This is a genomic window from Micromonospora sp. NPDC048842, assembly GCF_040649935.1.
Taxonomy (GTDB): Bacteria; Actinomycetota; Actinomycetes; order Mycobacteriales; family Micromonosporaceae; genus Micromonospora; species Micromonospora hortensis.
Map to the genome: position 1 here is coordinate 408,706 of NZ_JBEZGK010000003.1, position 19,128 is coordinate 427,833.

Sequence of the window (19,128 nt, forward strand, 5' to 3'; positions counted from 1 at the left end):
GTGCGGCCTGACCCGCCGGTCAGGCCGCACCCCTTCGCCCGAGGTCAGCCGATTACCCCGCTGCTGACCACCCACTTCTGGTGTGCGCCGCCCGCGTACGTGCCGAGCTGGATCTGGGTGCGGTCGGCGCTGCTACCGCCGGCGGCCTCCATGATCTTGCCGGACTGCGGGTTGCGGATCGACCCGTCCGCCTGCGGCTGCCAGACCTGCGCGCCGGTGCCGTTGCAGGTCCAGAGCTGGACCTTCGTGCCGTTGGCGGTGCCGGCGTTGTCGATGTCCAGGCACTTGCCCAGCACCCGGTACGTGTCGCCGACCTTCGTCCACGACTGCGCGGCGGTGCCGTTGCAGGTCCACAGCTGGATCTTTGTGCCGTCGGCGGTGCCCGAGTTGTCGACGTCCAGGCACTTGCCGCCGACGCCGGTGATGGTGCCGCCGGTCGGTGGCGGGGGACTGCCCGGGATCGAGTTGAGCGTGTACCACGCCTCGGTGCTCCACAGAGACTCGCCGCTGGTGGAGGTGAACGGGCGCGGCGAGCGCAGGTGCACCACACGGCCGGCCTTGCGACCGGGCACCGTGAGGGTGACCTTCTTGCCGTCCGCCGACAGGGTGGCCGACGTGACGGTCAGCGTCTCCTCGTCGATCTTCGGACCGCCGTAGCTCGACGTCGCCACGTACCTCCACTGCTTGAGCTTGTAACGCGCGGCCAGCTCGGCGGCGGTCGCCGTCGACACCGGCTGGGTGTACTCCACCTCGAAGCCGGTCGTGGTGGCGCGCATCGCGAGCATCTCGAACGTGGTGGCGGTGTTAGGGGTGAGCTTCTGCAGGCCGTACGACAGCTTGCCGGTCTGGCCCCAGTTGCCGCCCGCGCCGAGCCCACCGACGTAGATCGCGCCGTCCGGGCCGACGTTGACCTCGGAGACGCCCGCCTCCAGGCCCTGGGTGAGTCGGAACAGCGCGCCCTGGTACTCGCCGTTGACCTTCTCCACGTTCGCCCGTTGCAGGCCGCCGTAGGTGACGTCACCGATGACGAACTGGCCGGCGTAGCGACCGCTGGTCAGGTAGAGCGGCGTGCTGGGCGAGTTGGCGATCTCGTTCTGCGGCATCCAGAGCACCGGCTGCGTGACCGGTGCGGTGTCGAACGGACCCGCCGGGTTCGTGAAGTGGTTGAAGAATCGGCCCTGCTTGACGTGCACCAGCTTCGACGAGGGTAGCCAGCCACCCTGGTTGTCGGTGACGAAGATGCCGCCCTCCGGGCCCCAGCCGATGCCGTGCGGCGTCCGCAGGCCGCCGGCGACGTAGCTGACCGCGCCGGTGTCCTTGTTGACCTTGAGGGTGGTGCCGCGGTTGGTGGCGGGTTGCGGGTTGGTGGTGGCGCCGCCGGAGTTGATCGACACCGACAGGTTCAGGTAGAAGAACCCGTCCTGGTAGAGCAGGCCGAACGCGAACTCGTGGAAGTTGCCGCCGTACGGCCAGGTGGCGACGGTCTCCAGACGCTCGGCCACCTCGTCACCGCCGGTGTTCACCAGACGGGTCAGCCGCTGCTTCTCGGTCACGTAGACCACCCCGTCGACGACCTTGAGCCCCATCGGTTCCTTGAGGCCGCCGGCGATCTTCTTGGTGGTCACGTTGCCCGGGGTCGTCGACCCACCGGTGTTGCCGAGGATCCAGACCTCGCCGTCCTGCGAGCTGCCGGACTGGTCGCTGCCGCCCCAGGTGCTGATGACCAGCCGGCCGTCGGCCAGCCAGTCCATGCCGGTGACCTTCGGCTGGAAGCCGCTGGGCCGCAGGTTGGTCACTGTGTAGCCGGGGTGCACGCCGGTCAGCGGCAGGCCGTCGCCGGGGGTGTCGGAGACACCCTCGCACTCCTTGCGTCCGGGTGCTGTCACCCGGACCACGCCGGCGTCGGTGCTCAGCGCCGAGTTCGGTACGACCACGAAGGTCGACGAACCGGGGGTCTTCCACTCCAGGGTGATCTGCTGCCCGCCCCCACGCTCGAAGTGGTCGATGCGTAGCGGGTGCAGGCCGGCGGTGAGGGTGACTGTGCCCTCCTTTGGCGGCGTCGCGCCGTGCAGCCCGTCGTGGTTGATCACCACGGCGGTGTCGATCGACAGCTTGGAGCCGTCGTCGCTGCTGAGCCGGAAGGTGTAGCTGCCGGCCTGGGTGGTGGTGATGTTGCCGAGCACCTGCGAGACGAAGTTGTCCTCGAAGCCGAAGTCGGCCGCCGAGGTCCAGTTGATGGTGGACATCAGCTTGTCCACGTTGGGGGTCTGGGCGGGCTTGAGGGTGCACAACTCGGACAGCGGCACCTGCACGTCGAAGACGCGCAGCGTGACGCCCGGTTCCTGCGCGGGGGCGGCGTTGGCGGGGACGGCCCAGAGACCGGCGGCGAGGACGAGTGTCAGCGCACCCAGGACGGGATGGTGGAGTCGGCGTAGCAGGCGTGTGCCCATCGTTCCTCCAGGAGGCAGTGGAGTGTCCGACGGCCGGCGTGGATCAGTGGTGAGGATGACCGTCGGCCCGGCTCCGTAACGTCCTCGACGCCGACGAGTGACATTGCGGAAACACCGGGTGGATGGCTCGGAACATTAAGGCGTTTCGATTGGAGTGTCCATGGCTTCGCCTCGATACATCAAAAGTTCCCAATGTCCGTGCGAAAGTTCGCGATAATACGCGAAGAATGCCCGACTATGGCGACCGTCTACCGCCGTCCGCGCCGCGGCGGGCCACCGCTCCGATTGCCGGTCTTCCGAGTCGGGTTGGCGGACTTGCGGGTTGCGGCTCCGCCTCGGCCCGCGCCGCCGGCGGGCCGACGGTCCCCAGTAGATGCTCCGCGCGCTGCGGGCCGACGGCGGGCCGCCACCAGCACGATCGCCGAGACCACGACGACGATCAGGGCCGGGACCAACCAGGCCGGGAATCCGCCGTCACTCTGTTCCTCGGTGGCGCCAGCCGGGTCGCTCGCCGGGTCGCCGGTGGCGTCCGCCGGGGCGCCGGTCGCCCCCGGGCTGGCCGAGCCCTCGCCCTCGGCCTGGGCGAGCAGCGCCGGATCCGGCCCCGCCGTCGGCGCCGACCAGCCAGCCGGAGCCGGCGTGCCCGGGCCCTGGTAGTCGAAGGTCACCTCGCCCCGCACCGCCTCACCGTCAGAGGCGACCGAGAGGTAGCTGGCGGTGTAGCGGCCCTTCGCCGGCCAGTGCGCGACGGTCACCATGGCCGGGAAGCCGGTGTGGTAGAGCCGTGGCTCGAACACGCCGTTGACCATGAAGTACTCGGTGACCGGCTTGTCCAGTCGCTTCGGCTCACCGTAGGACCACCCGTTGTCCACCCGCGACCCGTCCGGACCGCTGATGGCGAAGTGCGCGTTGGACGCCGGCTTCTCGGTGAAGTACAACGCCAACTGAGTCAGTGGCTCGCGTACGACGGTGCCCTTCAGCGGGGTGGAGGTCGCCAGTTGGCCGTGCGCGGACGCCGGGGCGACCGGCAGCAGCAGCGACACCACCAGTGTCGCCGCCAGCGCCGCCACGACACGGCTCAGAACCTCACGCACAGTGACCAGCTTCGATCGCATTCGTTCATCATGGTCATTTCCCCCGCACCGAACAAGACGTAGAGTTCTCCTCCCCGACGATCAACCCGACACCCGTCCCCCTCGCGTCGTTCGGAGTCCGCCCGTGTTCGTCAGTACCCCCGCCGCCCGGACCGCCGCCACCCTCGCCGCCGCGACCCTCGGCGCCCTGCTCCTCGCCGGTTGCGGGCAGGACGACGACCCCTCGGTGGCGACCCCCTCGTCGGCGCCCACGTCCGTCGGCCCGTCGAGCGCCACCCCCACCGCGCCGACCCCGACGGCCACCAGCACGCCCAGCGCCTCCGCCAGCACCGCCGCGGTGGACCAACAGATCACCGTGACGATCGCGAAGAAGCGGGTCGATCCGCCAACCGGGCGGGTCACCGTCAGTAAGGGCCAGCTGGTCCGGATCACCGTCACCTCCGACGTGGCCGACGAGTTGCACGTGCACGGCTACGACCTGGGTGCCCGGCTGCCGGCCGGCACGCCCGGCTCGGTGGAGTTCCGCGCCGACAAGACCGGGCTGTTCGAGGTGGAGACGCACGAATCCGAGCTGGTGCTCTTCCAGCTCGTCGTCCGCTGAACGAGATGACTGCCGCTCCCACGCTGCTGGCACACGGCGTCGGCGGTCGCCAGGACCTGCCGATCACGCTCCCGCAGCTCGTCGTCGCCGCCGCGCTGACCCTCGTCGTCACGTTCGTGGCCCTGGGCCTGCTCTGGCGCGAACCCCGGCTCGACCGGGACGCCACCGGCGGTCGCCCGGTGCCGCGCTGGCTCGCCCGACTCGTCGACGCGCCCGCGTTCCGGTGGGCCCTGCGCGGGCTCGGCCTGTTCGCCGCCGCCTGGTTCTGCCTCGGTCTGCTGGGCGGGCGCGACACCGCTGACAACCCGACCGCCGGCGCGCTCTACGTGCTGCTCTGGGTCGGGCTGGCCCCGCTGTCGCTGCTGCTCGGCCCGATCTGGCGGGCGGTCAACCCGCTGCGCACCGTGCACCTGCTCACGGCGCTGGCGGCGCGGCGCGACCCGAACCGTGGGCTCCGTGAGCTGCCCGACAGCGTCGGTTGGTGGCCGGCCGCAGCCACAGTGTTCGGGTTCGTCTGGCTGGAACTGGTCGCCCCCGACCGGGCCACCCTGCCGGTCATCACCGCCTGGCTGGTCGGGTACGCGGTGGTCCTGCTGGCCGGCGCTGTGCTGTTCGGCGCCGGCTGGTTCGACAACGCCGACCCGTTCGAGGCGTACAGCACACTGATCGGTCAACTCGCCCCGCTCGGCCGGGCCGCCGACGGCGTGCTGGTCTGGCGCAACCCGCTCGACGGGATCGCCGGCCTGCGACCCCGCCCCGGGCTGGTCGCCGTGGTGATCGTGCTGCTCGGCTCGACCATGTACGACAGCCTCTCCAACGCGCCGGGCTGGTTGCGCTTCAGCCAGGAGAACGGCCTGCACCCGGCGGTCACCGGCAGCGCCGGTCTGAGCCTCGTCATCGCCGCCGTCGCGGTGGCGTATCTCGCCGCCACCGGTGCCGCGGCGCGCATCGGTCGCGCCGACGCGGCCGAGGCCCGTGGGGTGCCGGGCGAGATCGCCCACTCCATCGTGCCGATCGCAGTGGGGTACGTGGTCGCGCACTACTACTCGCTGCTGATCCTGGAGGGCCAGCGCACCGTCGCGTTGCTCTCCGACCCCCTGGGCACCGGCGCCAACTGGCTCGGCACCGCCGACTGGGAGCCGCGGACCGCGCTGATCACGCCGTCCGGGGTCGCGACCCTCCAGATCACCGTCATCATCCTCGGGCACCTGCTCGGCACGCTGCTCGCCCACGACCGTGCCCTGTACCTGTTCCCCCGGGCCCGAGCGGTGGCCGGCCAACTACCCCTGCTGGCGCTGATGGTCGCCTACACCGTCGCCGGTCTGCTGCTGCTCTACGCGGGGTAGTCCCGCCCGGGCTCCGACCCGTGCGTCATGATGGCCCGTGGACTCCGATCTCCAGCGCTACCTCGACGACCTGGTCAGCACCGCCCGGGACGTGCTCGGCGACGACCTGGTCGGCGCGTACGCGGCCGGCTCGGTGGGGCTCGGGGCGTACCAGCCCGGCCGCAGCGACGTGGACGTGGCGCTGCTCAGCGCCGGGCCGCTCACCGACACCGCCAAGCGGACGTTGGTCGCCCGGCTGCGGCACGAGGCGCTGCCCTGCCCCGCACGCGGACTGGAGTTGGTCGTCTACGACCGGGCGGTGGCCGCCTCCGGCACCCCGGAGCCCGGCTTCGAGGTCGAACTGAACACCGGGGCCGGCATGCCGTACCGGCGCACCCTCGACCCCGCCGACCGCCCGGCCGCCGACGGCCGATTCTGGTACGGCCTCGATCGCAGCATCCTGCACCAGAGTGGACTCCCACTGCTCGGCCCGCCGGCCGGAGAGGCCTTCACCGACCTCGCCCCGGCCGACCTGCGCCGGCTGCTCCTCGAGGCGGCGTCCTGGTGGCTCGCCCTGCCCACACCGCCGGCCGACCAACCCGCGCCCGGCGCCGAGGACGCCGTACTCGGCGCCTGCCGGTCACTGGTGCGCCACCGCGACGGCGTCTGGCTCGCGAAGGTGGCCGCCGGGCAGCGGCTGATCGACGCCGGCGACCCGGCCGAGGTGATCCGTCAAGCGGTCGCCGCGCGACACGGCGGGCCGCCGCCCACCGGTGCGCAGGCCCGGGCCTTCCAACGGCGGGTACGCGACGAGATCGCCGGGTAGTCGTTTCGCCGCTGCGGGGGCAGGCCTCGCGGCGCTCAGCGGACCGGGCTGGACTTCAGCGAGGCGAAGAGCAGGTTGAGACCCTCGGTCATGGTCGGGTGGGTGATGATCGCGTCCCGCAGGGCGGTCCACGGCATCCCGGCGAGCATAGCCAGCTGCACCGAGGTGATCACCTCACCGGCCTCAGCGCCGAGCAGCGCCGCGCCGAGTATCCGGTCGGTACTGGTGTCGATGACCGCCTTCCACATGCCCTGGGTCTGGCGCAGGGTGCGTGCCCGGGGGATGGCGGCGACCGGCAGATGGGCGACCTGGATGTCGTACCCGGCGCGGCGCGCCTCGGTTTCGGTCAGCCCGATCCGCGCCAGCTCCGGGGTGGTGAAGACGGTGTACGGGATCAGCCGGTCGGCGGTGCTGCGCTGGCCACCCGCGAGGTTCGCCCGGATGATCCGGTAGTCGTCCAGCGAGACGTGGGTGAACTGCGGGCTGCCGGCGACGTCCCCGGCCGCCCAGGTGCGCTCGGCGCTGGTGCGCAGGTGCTCGTCGACCTCCACGAAGCCCCGCTCGCTGAGCCGTACGCCGGCCACGTCCAGGCCGAGCCCGTCGGTGACCGGTTCCCGCCCGGCCGCCACCAGCACGTCGTCCCCGATCACCACGCTGCCGTCGTCCAGCGTCACCCGGAGCGAGCCGTCGGCCTCCCGGTCGACCCGCGCGACGGCGACACCCACCCGTACGTCGATGCCGTCATCGAGGAAGACGCGCATCACCGCGTCGCTGACGTCGGGGTCCTCGCGGGTGAGCAGCCGTGGACCACCCTCCACCAGTGTCACAGCGCTGCCGAACAGCGCGAACATCTGCGCGAACTCCACCCCGACGGTGCCGCCGCCGAGCACCACCAGCCGGGCCGGCAGCCGGTCCAGGTGTAGCAACTCGTCGCTGGTGAGCACCCCGGCCTCGGCCATCCCGGGCACCGACGGCAGATGGGGGCGGGTGCCCGTGTTGATCACCACGTCGCTGCCACACAGCAGTCGCTCGCCGCCGTCGGCGAGTGCCACCCGTACGGTTCGAGGCCCGACGAACTGGGCCTCGCCGATCACCAGGTGCAGGCCGGAGTCGAGGAACTGCTGCCGATTGGCGGCGACCATCCCCTCGACCACGTCCTGCTTGTGCGCGCGCAACAGGTCGATGTCGACCCGGCCGCCCTCCACCGTCAGGCCGAGCGCCGACGCGTCCCGCAGCTGGCGGGCGGCCCGCGCGCTGGTCACCAGCGCCTTCGTCGGGATGCACGCGACGTTGATGCAGCTGCCGCCGATCATGCCTCGCTCGACCATGGCGACCCGCTGCCCGGATCGGGCGACGTCCATGCTCAACGTCTTGCCGGCCTTGCCGCCACCGACGACGAGCAGGTCGAACTCCTCCGGTTGGTCGGTCACCGGGCGCTCCTCTCGGTCACCGGCCAGGCCGGCGGCCACCGCTGGTACGCGGCGGCCAGCCCAGCCTGCCAGCTCAACCAGTCACGGCGACCCGGTTCCGCGCAGAATCGCCCGGGCCGCCCCCATGCCGCGATCTTGCACTTACTGTCGCGACGTAGGGGGCATTCCGCGCATCCCGGCGACCGAAACTGCAAGATCGGCGGGGCGGGGTGTGGAAGCGACCGCGGCTGAGGTCAGTGCCGGGCGGCGCCGTTCTCGCTGACCGGCTGCCCGAAGGCCAGGAACGGCACGGGTGTCGGTGCGTCAGTGCCGATGTGCCGAGGGAAGGTTCGCTCGGCGTCGTCGGCGCCAACTTCTCGGGCCACCGTGGGTTCGGACGTCGTCGGCTCGTCCGCCACCGCCGGTGCGTCCGCATGCTCGTCGTTCGCCTGCTCCGCCGGGGACCGGTCGCCAGTGGCCTGTCCTACCGGGGTGAGGTCGGCGTAGCCGTTCTGGACCGGGCTCCGGTCGGCAGGCGCGGCGTTGAGCGGGGCGCGGTCGACGGCGGCGCGATCGGCGTCCGCGTCGTCCACGGCGGGGCGCTCGACGGGGTACCGGTCGACGCCGACGCGGTCGACGGTGAGCCGCTCGACGCCTACCCGCTCCGGGGCGGGCCGGTCAGCGCTGGAGCGGGAACCCACCATCGGGTACTCAGCGGTCTCCGTACCGCCGGCTGCCGCGGCCATGACCGCGGCGGCGGCCAGGTCGGCCACCCGCTTCGCCTCCCGCTGTACGCGGGCGCGGACCTCCTTGGCGTGCCGCTCGGCGGAGTCCCCGGCACGCCGGGCCTCGTCCAACCGGGCACTCTCGGCGGTCAGGTCCCGACGGACCTCACTGAGTCGCTGCTGCATTCGGGACAGCTCGTTCTCCAGCGTCTCGCCCTCCTGGCGGATCTCGGCGAGCTGCTGGCGGCCGGTGTCCAGCTCGGCGTTCAGGTCGGCGGCCTCCTGCCGGCGCTCCTCAAGCTCCTTCTGCAGGGCGGCGAGTTGCTGCTGATGGCTGGCGGCCTGCTCGTCGGCGCGGTTGCGCAGCTCGGTCACGTGCTGCTGCGCCTCGGCCAGCAGCGCGGCGATCTGCTGCTCGGTCGCGCTGCGCTCCTCGGCCAGCTCCTGCTCGGCGGCGGCCTGCTGTTCGGCGATGTCCTGCTCGGCGGCGGTACGCCGTTCGTTGACTTCCCGCTCCACTGTGGCCTGCCACTGGGCCATCTCCTGCTGGTGCTTGGAGCGGGTCGACTGGAGTTCCTGCTGGATCTGGGTACGGGCCGACTTCATCAGCGCGTCGGCGGCCACCCGGGTCTGGTTGAGCTGCTGCGCGCTCTGCTCGGTGATCCGCTTGGCTTCGTGCTGGGCGCGTTCGTGCGCGGCCTCACCGTCGGCCCGCAACTGCTCGGCGTGCTCGCGGATCGCTGTCAGTTCGGCTTCGGCGTGGGTGCGCCGTTCCTCGTGCGCCTGCTCCTGCTCGGTCCGCCGGGCGGCCAGCTCCTCGGCCAGATCCTGACGTGCCTGCGCGGCCCGCTCACGGGTGTCGGCGAGGATCCGCTCGGACTCGCTGCGCAGCTCGTTGGCCCGGTCGGTGGCCGACTCGGTGATGATGCCGGCCTGCTTTTCGGCGAGCGCCATGATCTCGCCGACCATCGGGCCCAGATCGTGGAACGAAGCGCGGTCCACCTGCACGGGTTGCTCCTGAAGCTCGGCCAGTTCGGCGCGCAGCCGCTGCACCTCGGCGGTCAGTTCACGGACGCGGACGGCGGAGCGCCCGTGCTCTCCGCTCAGCATCGCTATCTGGCCGTCGAGCTGCTCCAGGTGCCGGTCCACCTGGCGTTTGTCGTATCCGCGCAGGGCGAGCTCGAAGCTCGGCCGGGAGGCCGCATCGTCGCGTGCTGCGTGCGGCTCAGCGCCGATGGACATGCACCATCCTCCGTACGATCGGGGCGTCAGGGTCGGCTGTCGCCTGCCCCACGGGCCGTCAGTGTGGCGCAACGCTACCGCCGAGCGGACCTCATGCGAAGTCCTGCCCCACCACCTCTCACGTTGCCGCCCCGCGTTCCCCCGTTCCCGCGCCGATCATGGACTCATGGTGCCGGAAAGATGGTGCTCCACCACCTTTGTCATCCACCACAACTCCATGATCGACGCAGGTCACCTCGGCGCGAGGTCAGCGTCGGCGGGCGACCAGGACGGCGTCGTGGTGGGTGATGTCCTCGCCGTTCTGGTTGGTGACGAGGCGGGAGCGTTCCTCCGCCGCCAGCACCTCCCAGTGGGCCGGCTCCAGATCGGCGGCCACGTCCTGAGCGGTGTACATCATGTCCGGCATGTGCATCCGGTGCGCCGACCCCCACAGATCCGACGGGTGGTGCCCGACGATCAGCAGGACACCGCCCGGTGCCACCGCCGCGGCCAGCCGGTCGAACAACTCCTTCCGCTGCGCCGGGGGCAGGTGCATGAACTGCGCGGACACCAGGTCGTACGCCTCCTCGGTGGGCGGCTTGTCCCGCAGGTCGGCGTGGGTGAACTCGATCCGGTCGCCCACGCCGGCGGCCTCGGCGTGGGCGGCGGCCCGGCTCAACGCCGTGCTGGAGATGTCCACCGCCGTCACCTGCCAGCCGCGCTCGGCCAACCACACCGCGTCGCCGCCCTCGCCGCTGCCCACGTCCAGCGCGCGCCCCGGGGCCAGGTCGGTGACCTCGGCGACCAGCTGCGCGTTCGGCCGGCCACTCCAGACCGACGGCCGGGACTGGTAGCGCTCCTCCCACGCCGGTTCCTCGAACGTCGTGGCCACCAACTGCCGGTACGCGGCCACCGCGTCGCGGGTGTCCTCGGCGATGAGATCGGCGTTGATCGCCGCCGCGGCGGCCAGGCCGGCCCCGGCGGAGGTGATCACCTGAGCGCGGATGTCGGCCACGTTGCCCGCCACCCAGACACCCGGGACGGTGGTCGCGCCGGTGGCGTCGGCGGGGATCTGGGCGCCGATGACGTGCTCGCCCATCATCACCTCCTCCGGGGCCAGACCGAGCCCCACCAGCACATCGGAGCGGGGCGTCAGTCGCGTCCCCACCACTATCGCGTCGAGCGCCACCACCCGGCCGTCGGCGAGCCGTACGCCGGTCAGCGCGTCGTCGGTCACCTCCACGGCGGCGATCGGGCCGGGCACCACAGCGATGCTGCGGGCGGCGAGCCGCTCGGCGGCCTCCGCGTCGGGTGCCGGGGCGTCGTGCAGGAGGAGCAGCACGCTGGAGCTCCACTGTCGCCACATCTCGGCCTGGTGCACGCTCAGCGGGCTGGTCGCCAGGATGCCGATCCGGCGGTCCCGAACCTCCCAGCCGTGGCAGTACGGGCAGTGCAGCACGTCGCGACCCCACCGCTCGGCCAGGCCGGGCACGTCGGGCAGTTCGTCGGTCAGACCGGTGGTCACCAGCAGCCGCCGGGCCCGCACCGAACTCCCGCCAACGCTCAGCCGGAACCCGTCGTCGTCCCGGGTCGCGGCCTGCACCCGCCCGGTGCGGAACTGCCCGCCGTACCCGGCCACCTCGGCCCGTCCGATCGCGAGCAGCTCGCCCGGCGGCGTCCCCTCCCGGCCCAGGTAGTTGTGCACCCGGTCGGCCGGCGCGTTGCGCGGCTCACCGGAGTCGATCACCAGCACCGACCGTCGGGCCCGGCTCAGCGCCAGGGCTCCGCTGAGCCCTGCGGCGCCGCCACCCACCACCACCACGTCGTATGTCTCGTCCACCGGTATCTCCCTCTTGCTCTGTCGGCTGCGCCCACCATCCGTCGCCGTCGGCGGGGTGGCAACTATCCTTGCCGTTATGGCAAACGAGGACAGCGCCGCGCTGGCGGCCGTCGGCCCCCGGCTGCGTGCCCTGCGTCACCAACGCGGGACCACGCTGACCCAGCTCGCCGACCTGACCGGCATCTCGGTGAGCACCCTCTCCCGGCTGGAGTCCGGTAGTCGTCGCCCCACCCTGGAGTTACTGCTTCCGCTGGCGAGGGCCTACCAGGTGGCGCTGGACGAACTGGTCGACGCCCCCGCCACCGGCGACCCCCGGGTACGCCCCAAACCGATAGTCATCCACGGCGTGACGTACCTGCCGCTGACCCGCCGACCGGGCGGTGTCCAGGCGTTCAAGCAGATCTTCCCGCCGGACCCGTCCGCCGGGGGCCGAATCCCGCAGGCCCACGAGGGGTACGAGTGGCTCTACGTGCTCTCCGGCCGGCTACGCCTGCTGCTGGGTGACCGTGATCTGACGCTGACCCCGGGGGAGGTGGCCGAGTTCGACACCCGCATCCCGCACCTCTTCTTCAACCCCGGGCCCGGCACCGCCGAAGCCCTCAGTCTCTTCGGGCCGCAGGGGGAGCGGTTGCACGTCCGCGCCCGCCCGGCCAGACCCGACAAGCAGCCATAGCCCGGGTGCGTCGTCGCTCAGGTGGTGTAGTCAGCGTTGATCCGGATGTATCCGTCGGTCAGGTCGCACCCGTACACGGTGAAGGCGCCGGCGCCGATTCCCAGGTCGACCTCGATCACCACGTCGTCGCCTTCGAGGTGGCGCCGCAGCCGAACCAGGGTCTCCTCGGTGGCCTGTGTCGGATAGACCTCGATACCGCCGAAGCCGATCCGTACCCGTTGCTGGTCGATGTCTTCGTCGTCCTCGCACTTGCCGATCGCCATGGCGACCCGGCCCCAGTTCGGGTCCGCGCCGTGCACGGCTGTCTTCACCAGCGGCGAGTTGACGACGGCCTTGCCCACCCGCTTGGCCTGCTCGCCGTCCCGGGCACCGCTGACCCGGACCTCGATGAGCTTGCTGGCGCCCTCGCCGTCGCGGGCAACCATCCGCACCAGGTCCAGTGCGACGGTGTGCAACGCCTGTTCGAACTCGTCGAGATCGACGGGCCCGGCGAGACCGTTGGCGAAGACCGCCGCGGTGTCGCTGGTGGAGGTGTCGGTGTCGATGCTGACCGCGTTGAAGGTGCGAGCGATGACCGACCGGAACACCCGGTCCAGGTCGACCGGCTCGATGCGGGCGTCTGTACAGAAGAACGTCAACAGGGTCGCCATGTTCGGTTCGATCATGCCAACGCCCTTCGCGACGCCGACGATGCTTGCCGCTCCGCAGCTGACCCGCACTACCTTGGGTGTGGTGTCGGTGGTCATGATCGCCCGTGCGACCCGGTCGAAATCGGCAGGCGGAAAGGGCCACCGAAGCTCGGCCAGGCGCTGTCGCACCCTCGGCATCGGATACTGCTTCCCGATCACCCCGGTCGACGCGATGAGCAGCTCTTCGTCGTCCAGCCCGGCGGCGCGAGCCACTGTGGACCGAACCTCGCGGGCGTTCTCCAGCCCTTCCTTGCCGGTGGCCACGTTCGCGTTGCGGGAGAGCACCACGACGCCGCGGGCGGACGACGTCGACGCCGCCGAACGGCTGAGTACGACGCTGGGGCCGGCGAACCGGGAGCGGGTGAACACCGCGGCGCTGACCGCGGGCACCTCGGAGACCAGGGCGGTGAAGTCGTCCTCGTCCTCCTTGAGCCCGGCGTTCGCGACCACCGCGCGGAACCCCTGGGGAACGATCATGTACTGCTCCATCCTTCTCATCTCGGCCCGCTCCTGGGCCGCGAATGCCGCGGCGGACGACGTCAAGGCTCACACCAACTCGGACACCGGTGACCTGCGGTCACCGAAGCCGGAGCGGACCTCCGCGCGCCGGCACGGCGCAGGCCGAAGCCCATCGAAGGGCAGCCGCAGCGGCACGCCCTTCGTGACCCAAGGTATCAATGCGGTCGCTGTCCGACGGACGCCCGCCCGGCGCATCCCAGGGACGGTCCGCCGCTTCGTCAACTCCGGCCCCCGGCACCGCCGAGGCCTCAGCCTCTTCGGACGGCAGGGGGAGCGGCTGCACGTCCGGGCCCGCCCCGCCGCCGCGCAGGGAAAGGGGTGATCAAATAGGCAGGTCCGCGTCCGGTCCGCCCGGTCGACGTCGATGCGAGGATGGCCCGATGACCGATGCGGCATCCAAGCGCTGGAGCGACCGGATCGAGCACCGTGACATCATCGTCAACGAGGTGCCGGGCTTCCGCCCACTGACCTTGGATCTTGTCGTGCCGGTGGAGGCACCCCGACCCGTCCCGGTTCTGGTGTGGATCCACGGTGGCGCGTGGCTGTTCGGCTCGCCCAAGCAACCGGCGGACTGGCTCATGGAGGCGGACCCGTTCACCGCCGCCATCCGTGCCGGGTTCGCGGTCGCCTCCGCGCAGTACCGACTCAGCGGCGAGGCGCACTTTCCCGCTCAACTCGACGACGTCAAGGCGGCGGTGCGATGGCTGCGCCGACACGGCGACCAGGTGGGCGTGGACCGCGAGCGGATCGGGGTGTGGGGCGAGTCGGCCGGTGGACACCTGGCCTCGATGGTCGCGCTGACGGGGAACGACCAGGACGACAGTGACGTCCGGGCGGCGGTCTGCTGGTACGCGCCATCGAACCTGTTGACCATGCAGTCGCAGGCACACCCGTCCGGAACGATCGACCACGACGCGGCGGACTCGCCCGAGTCCCTTCTGATCGGCGCCCCGTTGGCCGACAACCCGGGGCTGGGCCGGGTAGCCAGTCCGATCACCTACGTCACCGACCAGGCCCCACCCATGCTGCTGATCCACGGCGACCAGGACGTGATCGTACCGGTCGGGCAGAGCGAGGAGCTTGCCGCGGCATTGACCGCGGTGGGGGCCGAGGTCGAGCTGTCGGTGGTGCCGGGCGCCGACCATTGTTTCGGCGGAGTGCCGCTGGAGCCGCTGATCCGCGGCAGCCTGGCGTTCTTCACCCGGATCCTGGCTGCCTGACGCACTGTCCTCGCCGGCATTGCTCATGCCGCTGGTTGGGCGGTGCGCGCTGGCGATACTCGACCGCTGTCAGTAGGCCGTCTGACCGATCTCAGTAGGATGCGCACGTGTCTCGGCCAGTGATCTTCGACCTCTTTCACACCCTGGTTCACGGCGCTGATGGCGAGCGTGACCGGGTAGTTGGCGAGATGGCGCTCATAGTCGGGGTGGCTCCGGCCGCGCTGGTCGCTGCGTACCACGCCACGTGGCGTGACCGGCTGGTCCGGTGGGACGTGGAGGAGACCGTCCGCATTCTCGCCGCACGCCTTGGCGGCAGGCCAACCGACGAACAGGTGATACGGGCCGGTGGACATCGACGAGCCCTCGCGCGCCGGGTGCTGGGCACTGTCTCGACCGCCACTCTGGACGTGCTCGACGCGCTGCGCGGTGACGGGCGCCCGCTAGCCCTCATCAGCAACGCCACCTCGGAGACCGCCGAGGCATGGCCGCAGAGTCCGCTTGCCCGCTGCTTCGACGTCGCGGTCTTCTCCTGCGAAGTCGGGCTGGCCAAGCCGAACCCGGCGATCTACCGCAATGCCGCTGAGCGGTTGGGCGTCGCGCCGGCCGAGTGCGTCTTCGTCGGTGACGGCGCAGACGGCGAGTTGGCCGGCGCGGCAGCGGTCGGTATGACAGCGCTTCGTACCACTGAGCACAACGACACCGACCCGAGCTGGGGCGGACGCGCGTTCGCTACCCTTGGCGACCTGCCCGCCCTGCTGCGCGAATCGGCCGGTCTAAGTTCCGCTTCGACGTTTGACGGCCGGGTTGAGTGACCAACTGGGTGACAACGGACGCGACCGCGGCCGGACGCCCATGGACGCTGATGATCCGTTCGGGCAGTTCGGCGCTGCTACTCGCGCAGCTCATCGCCGGGTGATCGCCCGCTCACACCGAAGACGTCCAGTGGCTCCACGTCGGTCCCGACGGACAACGGGCGCAGCCTGTCGTATCGCACGCCTCGACGTCCCAATGGATGTTGCCCGTCGCCGGGCAATCTTGTCGGCTGCACTCCGTCGAGTCACCCTCATGTAGGGTCACCGTTCCGAGACACGACGGAGCGGGCTCGACGCCATGCGGGAACCGCGCCACGGGCACCTTTCCGAGTGACTAGCTGAGTGACGATCGAGAAGCACAACGCTTGACGCGAGTGGACACTGGCGGACGATCTGGCCCAGCGCAGCGGACAGCAGCCGCAGGTCAGGGCGTCGTGATGGTTGCCTGGGGGTCAAGGAGTCGTCGGTTCGAAATCCGGCCGTCCCGACGCAGGTCAGAGGCCATTCGGAACCTTCCGGATGGCCATTTCTGATCTTGTAAAGCAGCGAAGTGCAGCAACGGCTCGCCTCAAGCCTTCCAGGGCGCTGGGAGGCGTCGAGCTGTTGCGGTGGGACGTCGGAAGACCCAGGGGGCGGTCTGAGACGATCCGCGGTGTGGAGCAGCCGTCGTTGGAACAGCGAGTGATCCGGAAGGCGCGAAAGAATCGCGCGCCTGGGCGAGTAGTGCGGATCGACCTGGGCGACGGTCGGTGGGCCTACGGTCGGCAACTGTGGTCGATCAACGCGGAGTTCTACGACCACGTCGACGCCACTGGGCAGGCTGCTGACCTTCTGGAACTGGTGGCGAAACCGGTCGCGTTCACGACCTGGGTGACAGACCGATGTCTCCAACGCAACGGCCGCTGGGTCCTGCTCGAAACGGTCCCGCTCCTGAAGCGGGAGCGGCAGCGCCTGGACGTCAAGTTCCGGCAGGACATGTTCAGTGGAGCGTTGAGCATCGCCTCCCGATCGCACCCTCCCTCGGTGTACTTCAGCGAACGGCCAGCCACAGTCGAGGACTGCGAGGGCCTCGAACGGGAAGCCATCTGGAGCCCCGAGCACATCGAGGACCGGCTGCGCGACCACTTCGACGACCGTCCGAACATGTGGGTGGAGTCGCTGCGCCCGAAGCCCTCACGCGGGGATCGTCTCTGATCAGCGCCGAACCGGGGCGGCGGATATGCCACTGCACCACCTGGCATGAGAAACCGAATGTCGATCATGTCAAGCATCTGGTGGGACGCAGATGTAAGGCGTCAGCCGGGACACGACAATAGTGCTGCCGGCAATGCCTGGTCTCGGATGATGTTTGACGGACCGGCGTCGGAGGATCCTTGACGCCAGGTCGTGATCGATTAGGTCTACTGCCTACGGCCGATGGTAGGGCTGGTCACCCGCGTGAGGCGGAAGGGCTAGCGTGTTCCGCGTGCCTGAGGAACCCGACGAATATTTTATGATGCACGAGGAGTCGGTGTTGGCCAGTCTGGTCGAGCTGTCCGGCGTCGAGATTCTGTGGTGCGACGACTTCTACGACGGAGCGATCGACGGGCTGGCCCGGTGGGATGGGCGGGAGTTCTGGTTTGCGGGGGTCTATCCACTGGGCCATCGCCCCCGGCGCTATGTCCTGCATGAGATCAGGGCCGCGGGCGTCGAGGCCGCGTCAGCGCTGCACCGTCAGTTGGGCGCATACGCTGAGGCATCCCGCCACGGACGCTTGGACTCGACACAGGAGAGAGCGTGGGGCCAGGTGTGGGCGAGCCGGCCGGATTATCGCGGTGCCCCGGCTGTTGGGTGGTTCACCGCCTAGCCTCAGGCTCAAGGTTCAGCCAGTGGTGCTGATGCGGTGGTGCGCCTTGGTGCGGTTCAGGTCGGTGGTGCTGCGTCGGGGGACGGCTTTGATTGGAGTGTCGGCGTCGTAGACGGTGACGGTGTGCTCGTCCAAGGCAACGGCGACAAGCTTGCGGGCGTGCACGACGCCGACCTGGATGCGTTGCCCGGCGACTTGGATGCTGCCGTTGACCGATACGACCCGTTCGACGGTGGGCGTGGTGGCCGGTGGTGGGATCGGGGAGGCGGGTCGGGCGTCGCGGATGCGGCCGCAGGCGGTGGGCGGCAAGGGGCAGCGCAGGGTGCGGCGCAGCTGCCCGGTCTCGTCGATGACGTGCAGGAGGGTGCCGTCGAGGCGGACCCGGACCCGTTGGCCGGCCAGTGGCATGCCGACGCTGATCTGCCGGCCAGCGATGCTGATCCCGCCGCAGGCGTTGACGACCCGGTCGACCTTGACGGCGGTGGTCTGCTGTTCGACCTGAGGTAGTGGGGGCGGTCCGGCGGGAGTGCCGCCGTCGGCCAGGAGCCGGGCGAGGTCGCGTTGGGACAGCCGGGAGGGGCTGGACTTGATGCGGGTGCCGTCGGCGGTCAGGACGTGCAGCCGGTCGGTGTCGACCCAGATAGTGACCGGGGTGCCGGCGAGGGCGGGGCCGAGCCACACCTGTTGTTGAGCGACGGTCAGGTTGCCCGACGGTGGCACGACCCGAACGAGTTGCACCGGCTGGGAACGGCCGGTGGACACGGTCACCGATCCGGCGTCGACCTCGACGACGGGTGGCGTTCTCGGGGCCGGTGGTGCGGTGGGCAGCAGCCCGGACGGCAGGCGCAGCGGCAGGGCCTCTGTTCCGGAACGGTTCCGGGCAGGGGTGGGTCGGTGGAATCGGTCGGCGGGATACTCGTCGTCGATGCCCTGGTGCGGCCGGTCGTAGTTGTATTCGGCGACGAACACGTCCACCGCGGCTTGCGCCTGCTCGATGGTGGCGAACACCCGTCCGTCCAGGCCCTCGCCCTGCAGGCTCTGGTGGAACCGTTCGACCTTGCCGGTGGTGGTTGGGGAGCGGGGTTTGGTGTTGCGGGCGACGATGCCGTTCTCCCGGCAGATCCGCTCGAACAGCACCTCACCAGGGCGGGGCTTGGTGAACCGGCCGGTGAACTGTTTGCCGTTGTCGGTCAGCACCTCACCCGGCACCCCGAACCGGGTCAGCGCGGCGGCGAACGCGGCGCAGACCGCCCGGACGGTGGCCCGACGAACAACGGTAGCGATCACGCAGTAACGAGAGTGGTCATCCAGCCCCGTGACCACCTTTGCCTCCGTGCCGTCAGCGAGCAGGACCCCTCCGACGATGTCCATCTGCCACAGCTCCATCGGCTCCGGACGTTCCCACCGCCGATAGTCCTCCCGCCGACGCTTCCGCGGCACCGCCGGAACCAGGTTGTTCCGGCGAAGGATCCGATACACCGTCGCCCGAGCTGGCGCAGGAGTCACACCCCGACGCCCTGCCTCGAACCGCAGCCGACGCGGACCCCACCGAGGATGATCCCGACGCAGCTCACACACCAACGCCTCCGTCGACGGGTCAACCCGGTGCGGGCAGACATGCGGACGGTGAGATCGGTCCTCCAAGCCCCTGACGCCCTCGGCGGCATACCGGGCCAGCCAGTTGTGAATCGTCTGCCGCGACACTCCATACCGGGCGGCGACCTCCGTCTTCGGAGTCCCACCCAGGCACTCCATGACGGCGTGAAACCGCTGTTCCATGACGCTCAACTCCGCGAGTCCCACCCGGTGCTCCTCCCGCCTGAGTTACAGGCGCAACGAGCACCAAGCCGACCGGGTGTCAAACGTCAACCGAGGCCG

At 70.5% G+C, this 19,128-nt stretch carries 15 protein-coding genes; 8 read left to right on the forward strand and 7 right to left on the reverse strand.

All coding sequences use genetic code 11. The features are described 5' to 3' along the window. Positions 1-44 precede the first annotated feature (44 nt). Both AB0C19_RS06690 and AB0C19_RS06695 read right to left on the reverse strand, forming a co-directional pair. Positions 45-2,450, reverse strand: coding sequence for a ricin-type beta-trefoil lectin domain protein (locus AB0C19_RS06690; RefSeq protein WP_357180498.1), 2,406 nt, complete (start codon positions 2,448-2,450; stop codon positions 45-47). 248 nt (positions 2,451-2,698) lie between these two features. Beyond that, positions 2,699-3,565 carry a copper resistance protein CopC gene (locus tag AB0C19_RS06695; RefSeq protein WP_357180501.1) on the reverse strand — a complete coding sequence of 289 codons (867 nt, stop codon included), beginning with the start codon at positions 3,563-3,565 and terminating at the stop codon, positions 2,699-2,701. Between the two features lie 103 nt (positions 3,566-3,668). Between AB0C19_RS06695 and AB0C19_RS06700 the strand changes: the two genes are divergently transcribed. Genes AB0C19_RS06700 through AB0C19_RS06710 form a run of 3 tightly spaced genes read left to right on the forward strand, consistent with a single transcriptional unit; the run spans position 3,669 to position 6,296 of the window. Continuing rightward, positions 3,669-4,145 (forward strand): hypothetical protein, encoded by a 477-nt coding sequence (locus AB0C19_RS06700; RefSeq protein WP_357180504.1) that lies wholly within the window; start codon positions 3,669-3,671, stop codon positions 4,143-4,145. Positions 4,146-4,150: 5 nt separating this feature from the next. Then, complete coding sequence (locus AB0C19_RS06705; protein ID WP_357180507.1) at positions 4,151-5,491, forward strand: hypothetical protein; 1,341 nt, start codon at positions 4,151-4,153, stop codon at positions 5,489-5,491. Positions 5,492-5,528: 37 nt separating this feature from the next. Beyond that, entirely contained in the window at positions 5,529-6,296 is a 768-nt protein-coding gene (locus AB0C19_RS06710; RefSeq protein WP_357180510.1) for a nucleotidyltransferase domain-containing protein, read from the forward strand. A gap of 35 nt (positions 6,297-6,331) precedes the next feature. Here the strand turns inward: AB0C19_RS06710 and AB0C19_RS06715 are convergent, their stop codons facing one another. The 3 genes from AB0C19_RS06715 to AB0C19_RS06725 form a co-directional block, all read right to left on the reverse strand. Next, positions 6,332-7,726, reverse strand: a complete 1,395-nt coding sequence (locus AB0C19_RS06715) for an FAD-dependent oxidoreductase (protein ID WP_357180513.1) — start codon at positions 7,724-7,726, stop codon at positions 6,332-6,334. A 233-nt stretch (positions 7,727-7,959) separates the two neighbouring features. Continuing rightward, complete coding sequence (locus AB0C19_RS06720; RefSeq protein ID WP_357180516.1) at positions 7,960-9,672, reverse strand: hypothetical protein; 1,713 nt, start codon at positions 9,670-9,672, stop codon at positions 7,960-7,962. Between the two features lie 247 nt (positions 9,673-9,919). After that, a complete protein-coding gene (locus tag AB0C19_RS06725; RefSeq protein ID WP_357180519.1) occupies positions 9,920-11,491 on the reverse strand; it encodes a bifunctional NAD(P)/FAD-dependent oxidoreductase/class I SAM-dependent methyltransferase in 1,572 nt (523 codons plus the stop codon). A gap of 76 nt (positions 11,492-11,567) precedes the next feature. On the opposite strand from AB0C19_RS06725, the gene AB0C19_RS06730 reads away from it, so the two are divergent. Continuing rightward, a complete protein-coding gene (locus tag AB0C19_RS06730) occupies positions 11,568-12,164 on the forward strand; it encodes a helix-turn-helix domain-containing protein (RefSeq protein WP_357180522.1) in 597 nt (198 codons plus the stop codon). 17 nt (positions 12,165-12,181) lie between these two features. Here the strand turns inward: AB0C19_RS06730 and argJ are convergent, their stop codons facing one another. Next, entirely contained in the window at positions 12,182-13,351 is a 1,170-nt protein-coding gene (gene argJ / locus AB0C19_RS06735) for a bifunctional glutamate N-acetyltransferase/amino-acid acetyltransferase ArgJ (protein ID WP_357180525.1), read from the reverse strand. Positions 13,352-13,752: 401 nt separating this feature from the next. On the opposite strand from argJ, the gene AB0C19_RS06740 reads away from it, so the two are divergent. The 4 genes from AB0C19_RS06740 to AB0C19_RS06755 all read left to right on the forward strand — a co-directional run bounded on the left by AB0C19_RS06740 (position 13,753) and on the right by AB0C19_RS06755 (position 17,250). Beyond that, positions 13,753-14,592, forward strand: coding sequence for an alpha/beta hydrolase (locus AB0C19_RS06740; protein WP_357180528.1), 840 nt, complete (start codon positions 13,753-13,755; stop codon positions 14,590-14,592). A 107-nt stretch (positions 14,593-14,699) separates the two neighbouring features. After that, the gene (locus AB0C19_RS06745) at positions 14,700-15,404 is read left to right on the forward strand and encodes an HAD family hydrolase (RefSeq protein WP_357180531.1); all 705 of its coding nucleotides are present in this window, start codon (positions 14,700-14,702) and stop codon (positions 15,402-15,404) included. 723 nt (positions 15,405-16,127) lie between these two features. After that, the gene (locus tag AB0C19_RS06750) at positions 16,128-16,598 is read left to right on the forward strand and encodes an Imm26 family immunity protein (protein ID WP_357180534.1); all 471 of its coding nucleotides are present in this window, start codon (positions 16,128-16,130) and stop codon (positions 16,596-16,598) included. Positions 16,599-16,869: 271 nt separating this feature from the next. After that, on the forward strand, positions 16,870-17,250 hold the full coding sequence (locus tag AB0C19_RS06755; RefSeq protein ID WP_357180536.1) for a hypothetical protein: 381 nt from the start codon (positions 16,870-16,872) through the stop codon (positions 17,248-17,250). Between the two features lie 15 nt (positions 17,251-17,265). Here the strand turns inward: AB0C19_RS06755 and AB0C19_RS06760 are convergent, their stop codons facing one another. After that, entirely contained in the window at positions 17,266-19,029 is a 1,764-nt protein-coding gene (locus tag AB0C19_RS06760) for an IS481 family transposase (protein WP_357180721.1), read from the reverse strand. Positions 19,030-19,128 lie beyond the last annotated feature (99 nt).

What these genes read in the sequence shown, in the direction of transcription:
- AB0C19_RS06690 (WP_357180498.1), bottom strand. Translation starts at nt 2,450, where the DNA reads ATGGGCACACGCCTGCTACGCCGACTCCACCATCCCGTCCTGGGTGCG.
- AB0C19_RS06695 (WP_357180501.1), bottom strand. Translation starts at nt 3,565, where the DNA reads ATGCGATCGAAGCTGGTCACTGTGCGTGAGGTTCTGAGCCGTGTCGTG.
- AB0C19_RS06705 (WP_357180507.1), top strand. Translation starts at nt 4,151, where the DNA reads ATGACTGCCGCTCCCACGCTGCTGGCACACGGCGTCGGCGGTCGCCAG.
- AB0C19_RS06720 (WP_357180516.1), bottom strand. Translation starts at nt 9,672, where the DNA reads ATGTCCATCGGCGCTGAGCCGCACGCAGCACGCGACGATGCGGCCTCC.
- AB0C19_RS06730 (WP_357180522.1), top strand. Translation starts at nt 11,568, where the DNA reads ATGGCAAACGAGGACAGCGCCGCGCTGGCGGCCGTCGGCCCCCGGCTG.
- argJ (WP_357180525.1), bottom strand. Translation starts at nt 13,351, where the DNA reads ATGAGAAGGATGGAGCAGTACATGATCGTTCCCCAGGGGTTCCGCGCG.
- AB0C19_RS06740 (WP_357180528.1), top strand. Translation starts at nt 13,753, where the DNA reads ATGACCGATGCGGCATCCAAGCGCTGGAGCGACCGGATCGAGCACCGT.
- AB0C19_RS06760 (WP_357180721.1), bottom strand. Translation starts at nt 19,029, where the DNA reads ATGGAACAGCGGTTTCACGCCGTCATGGAGTGCCTGGGTGGGACTCCG.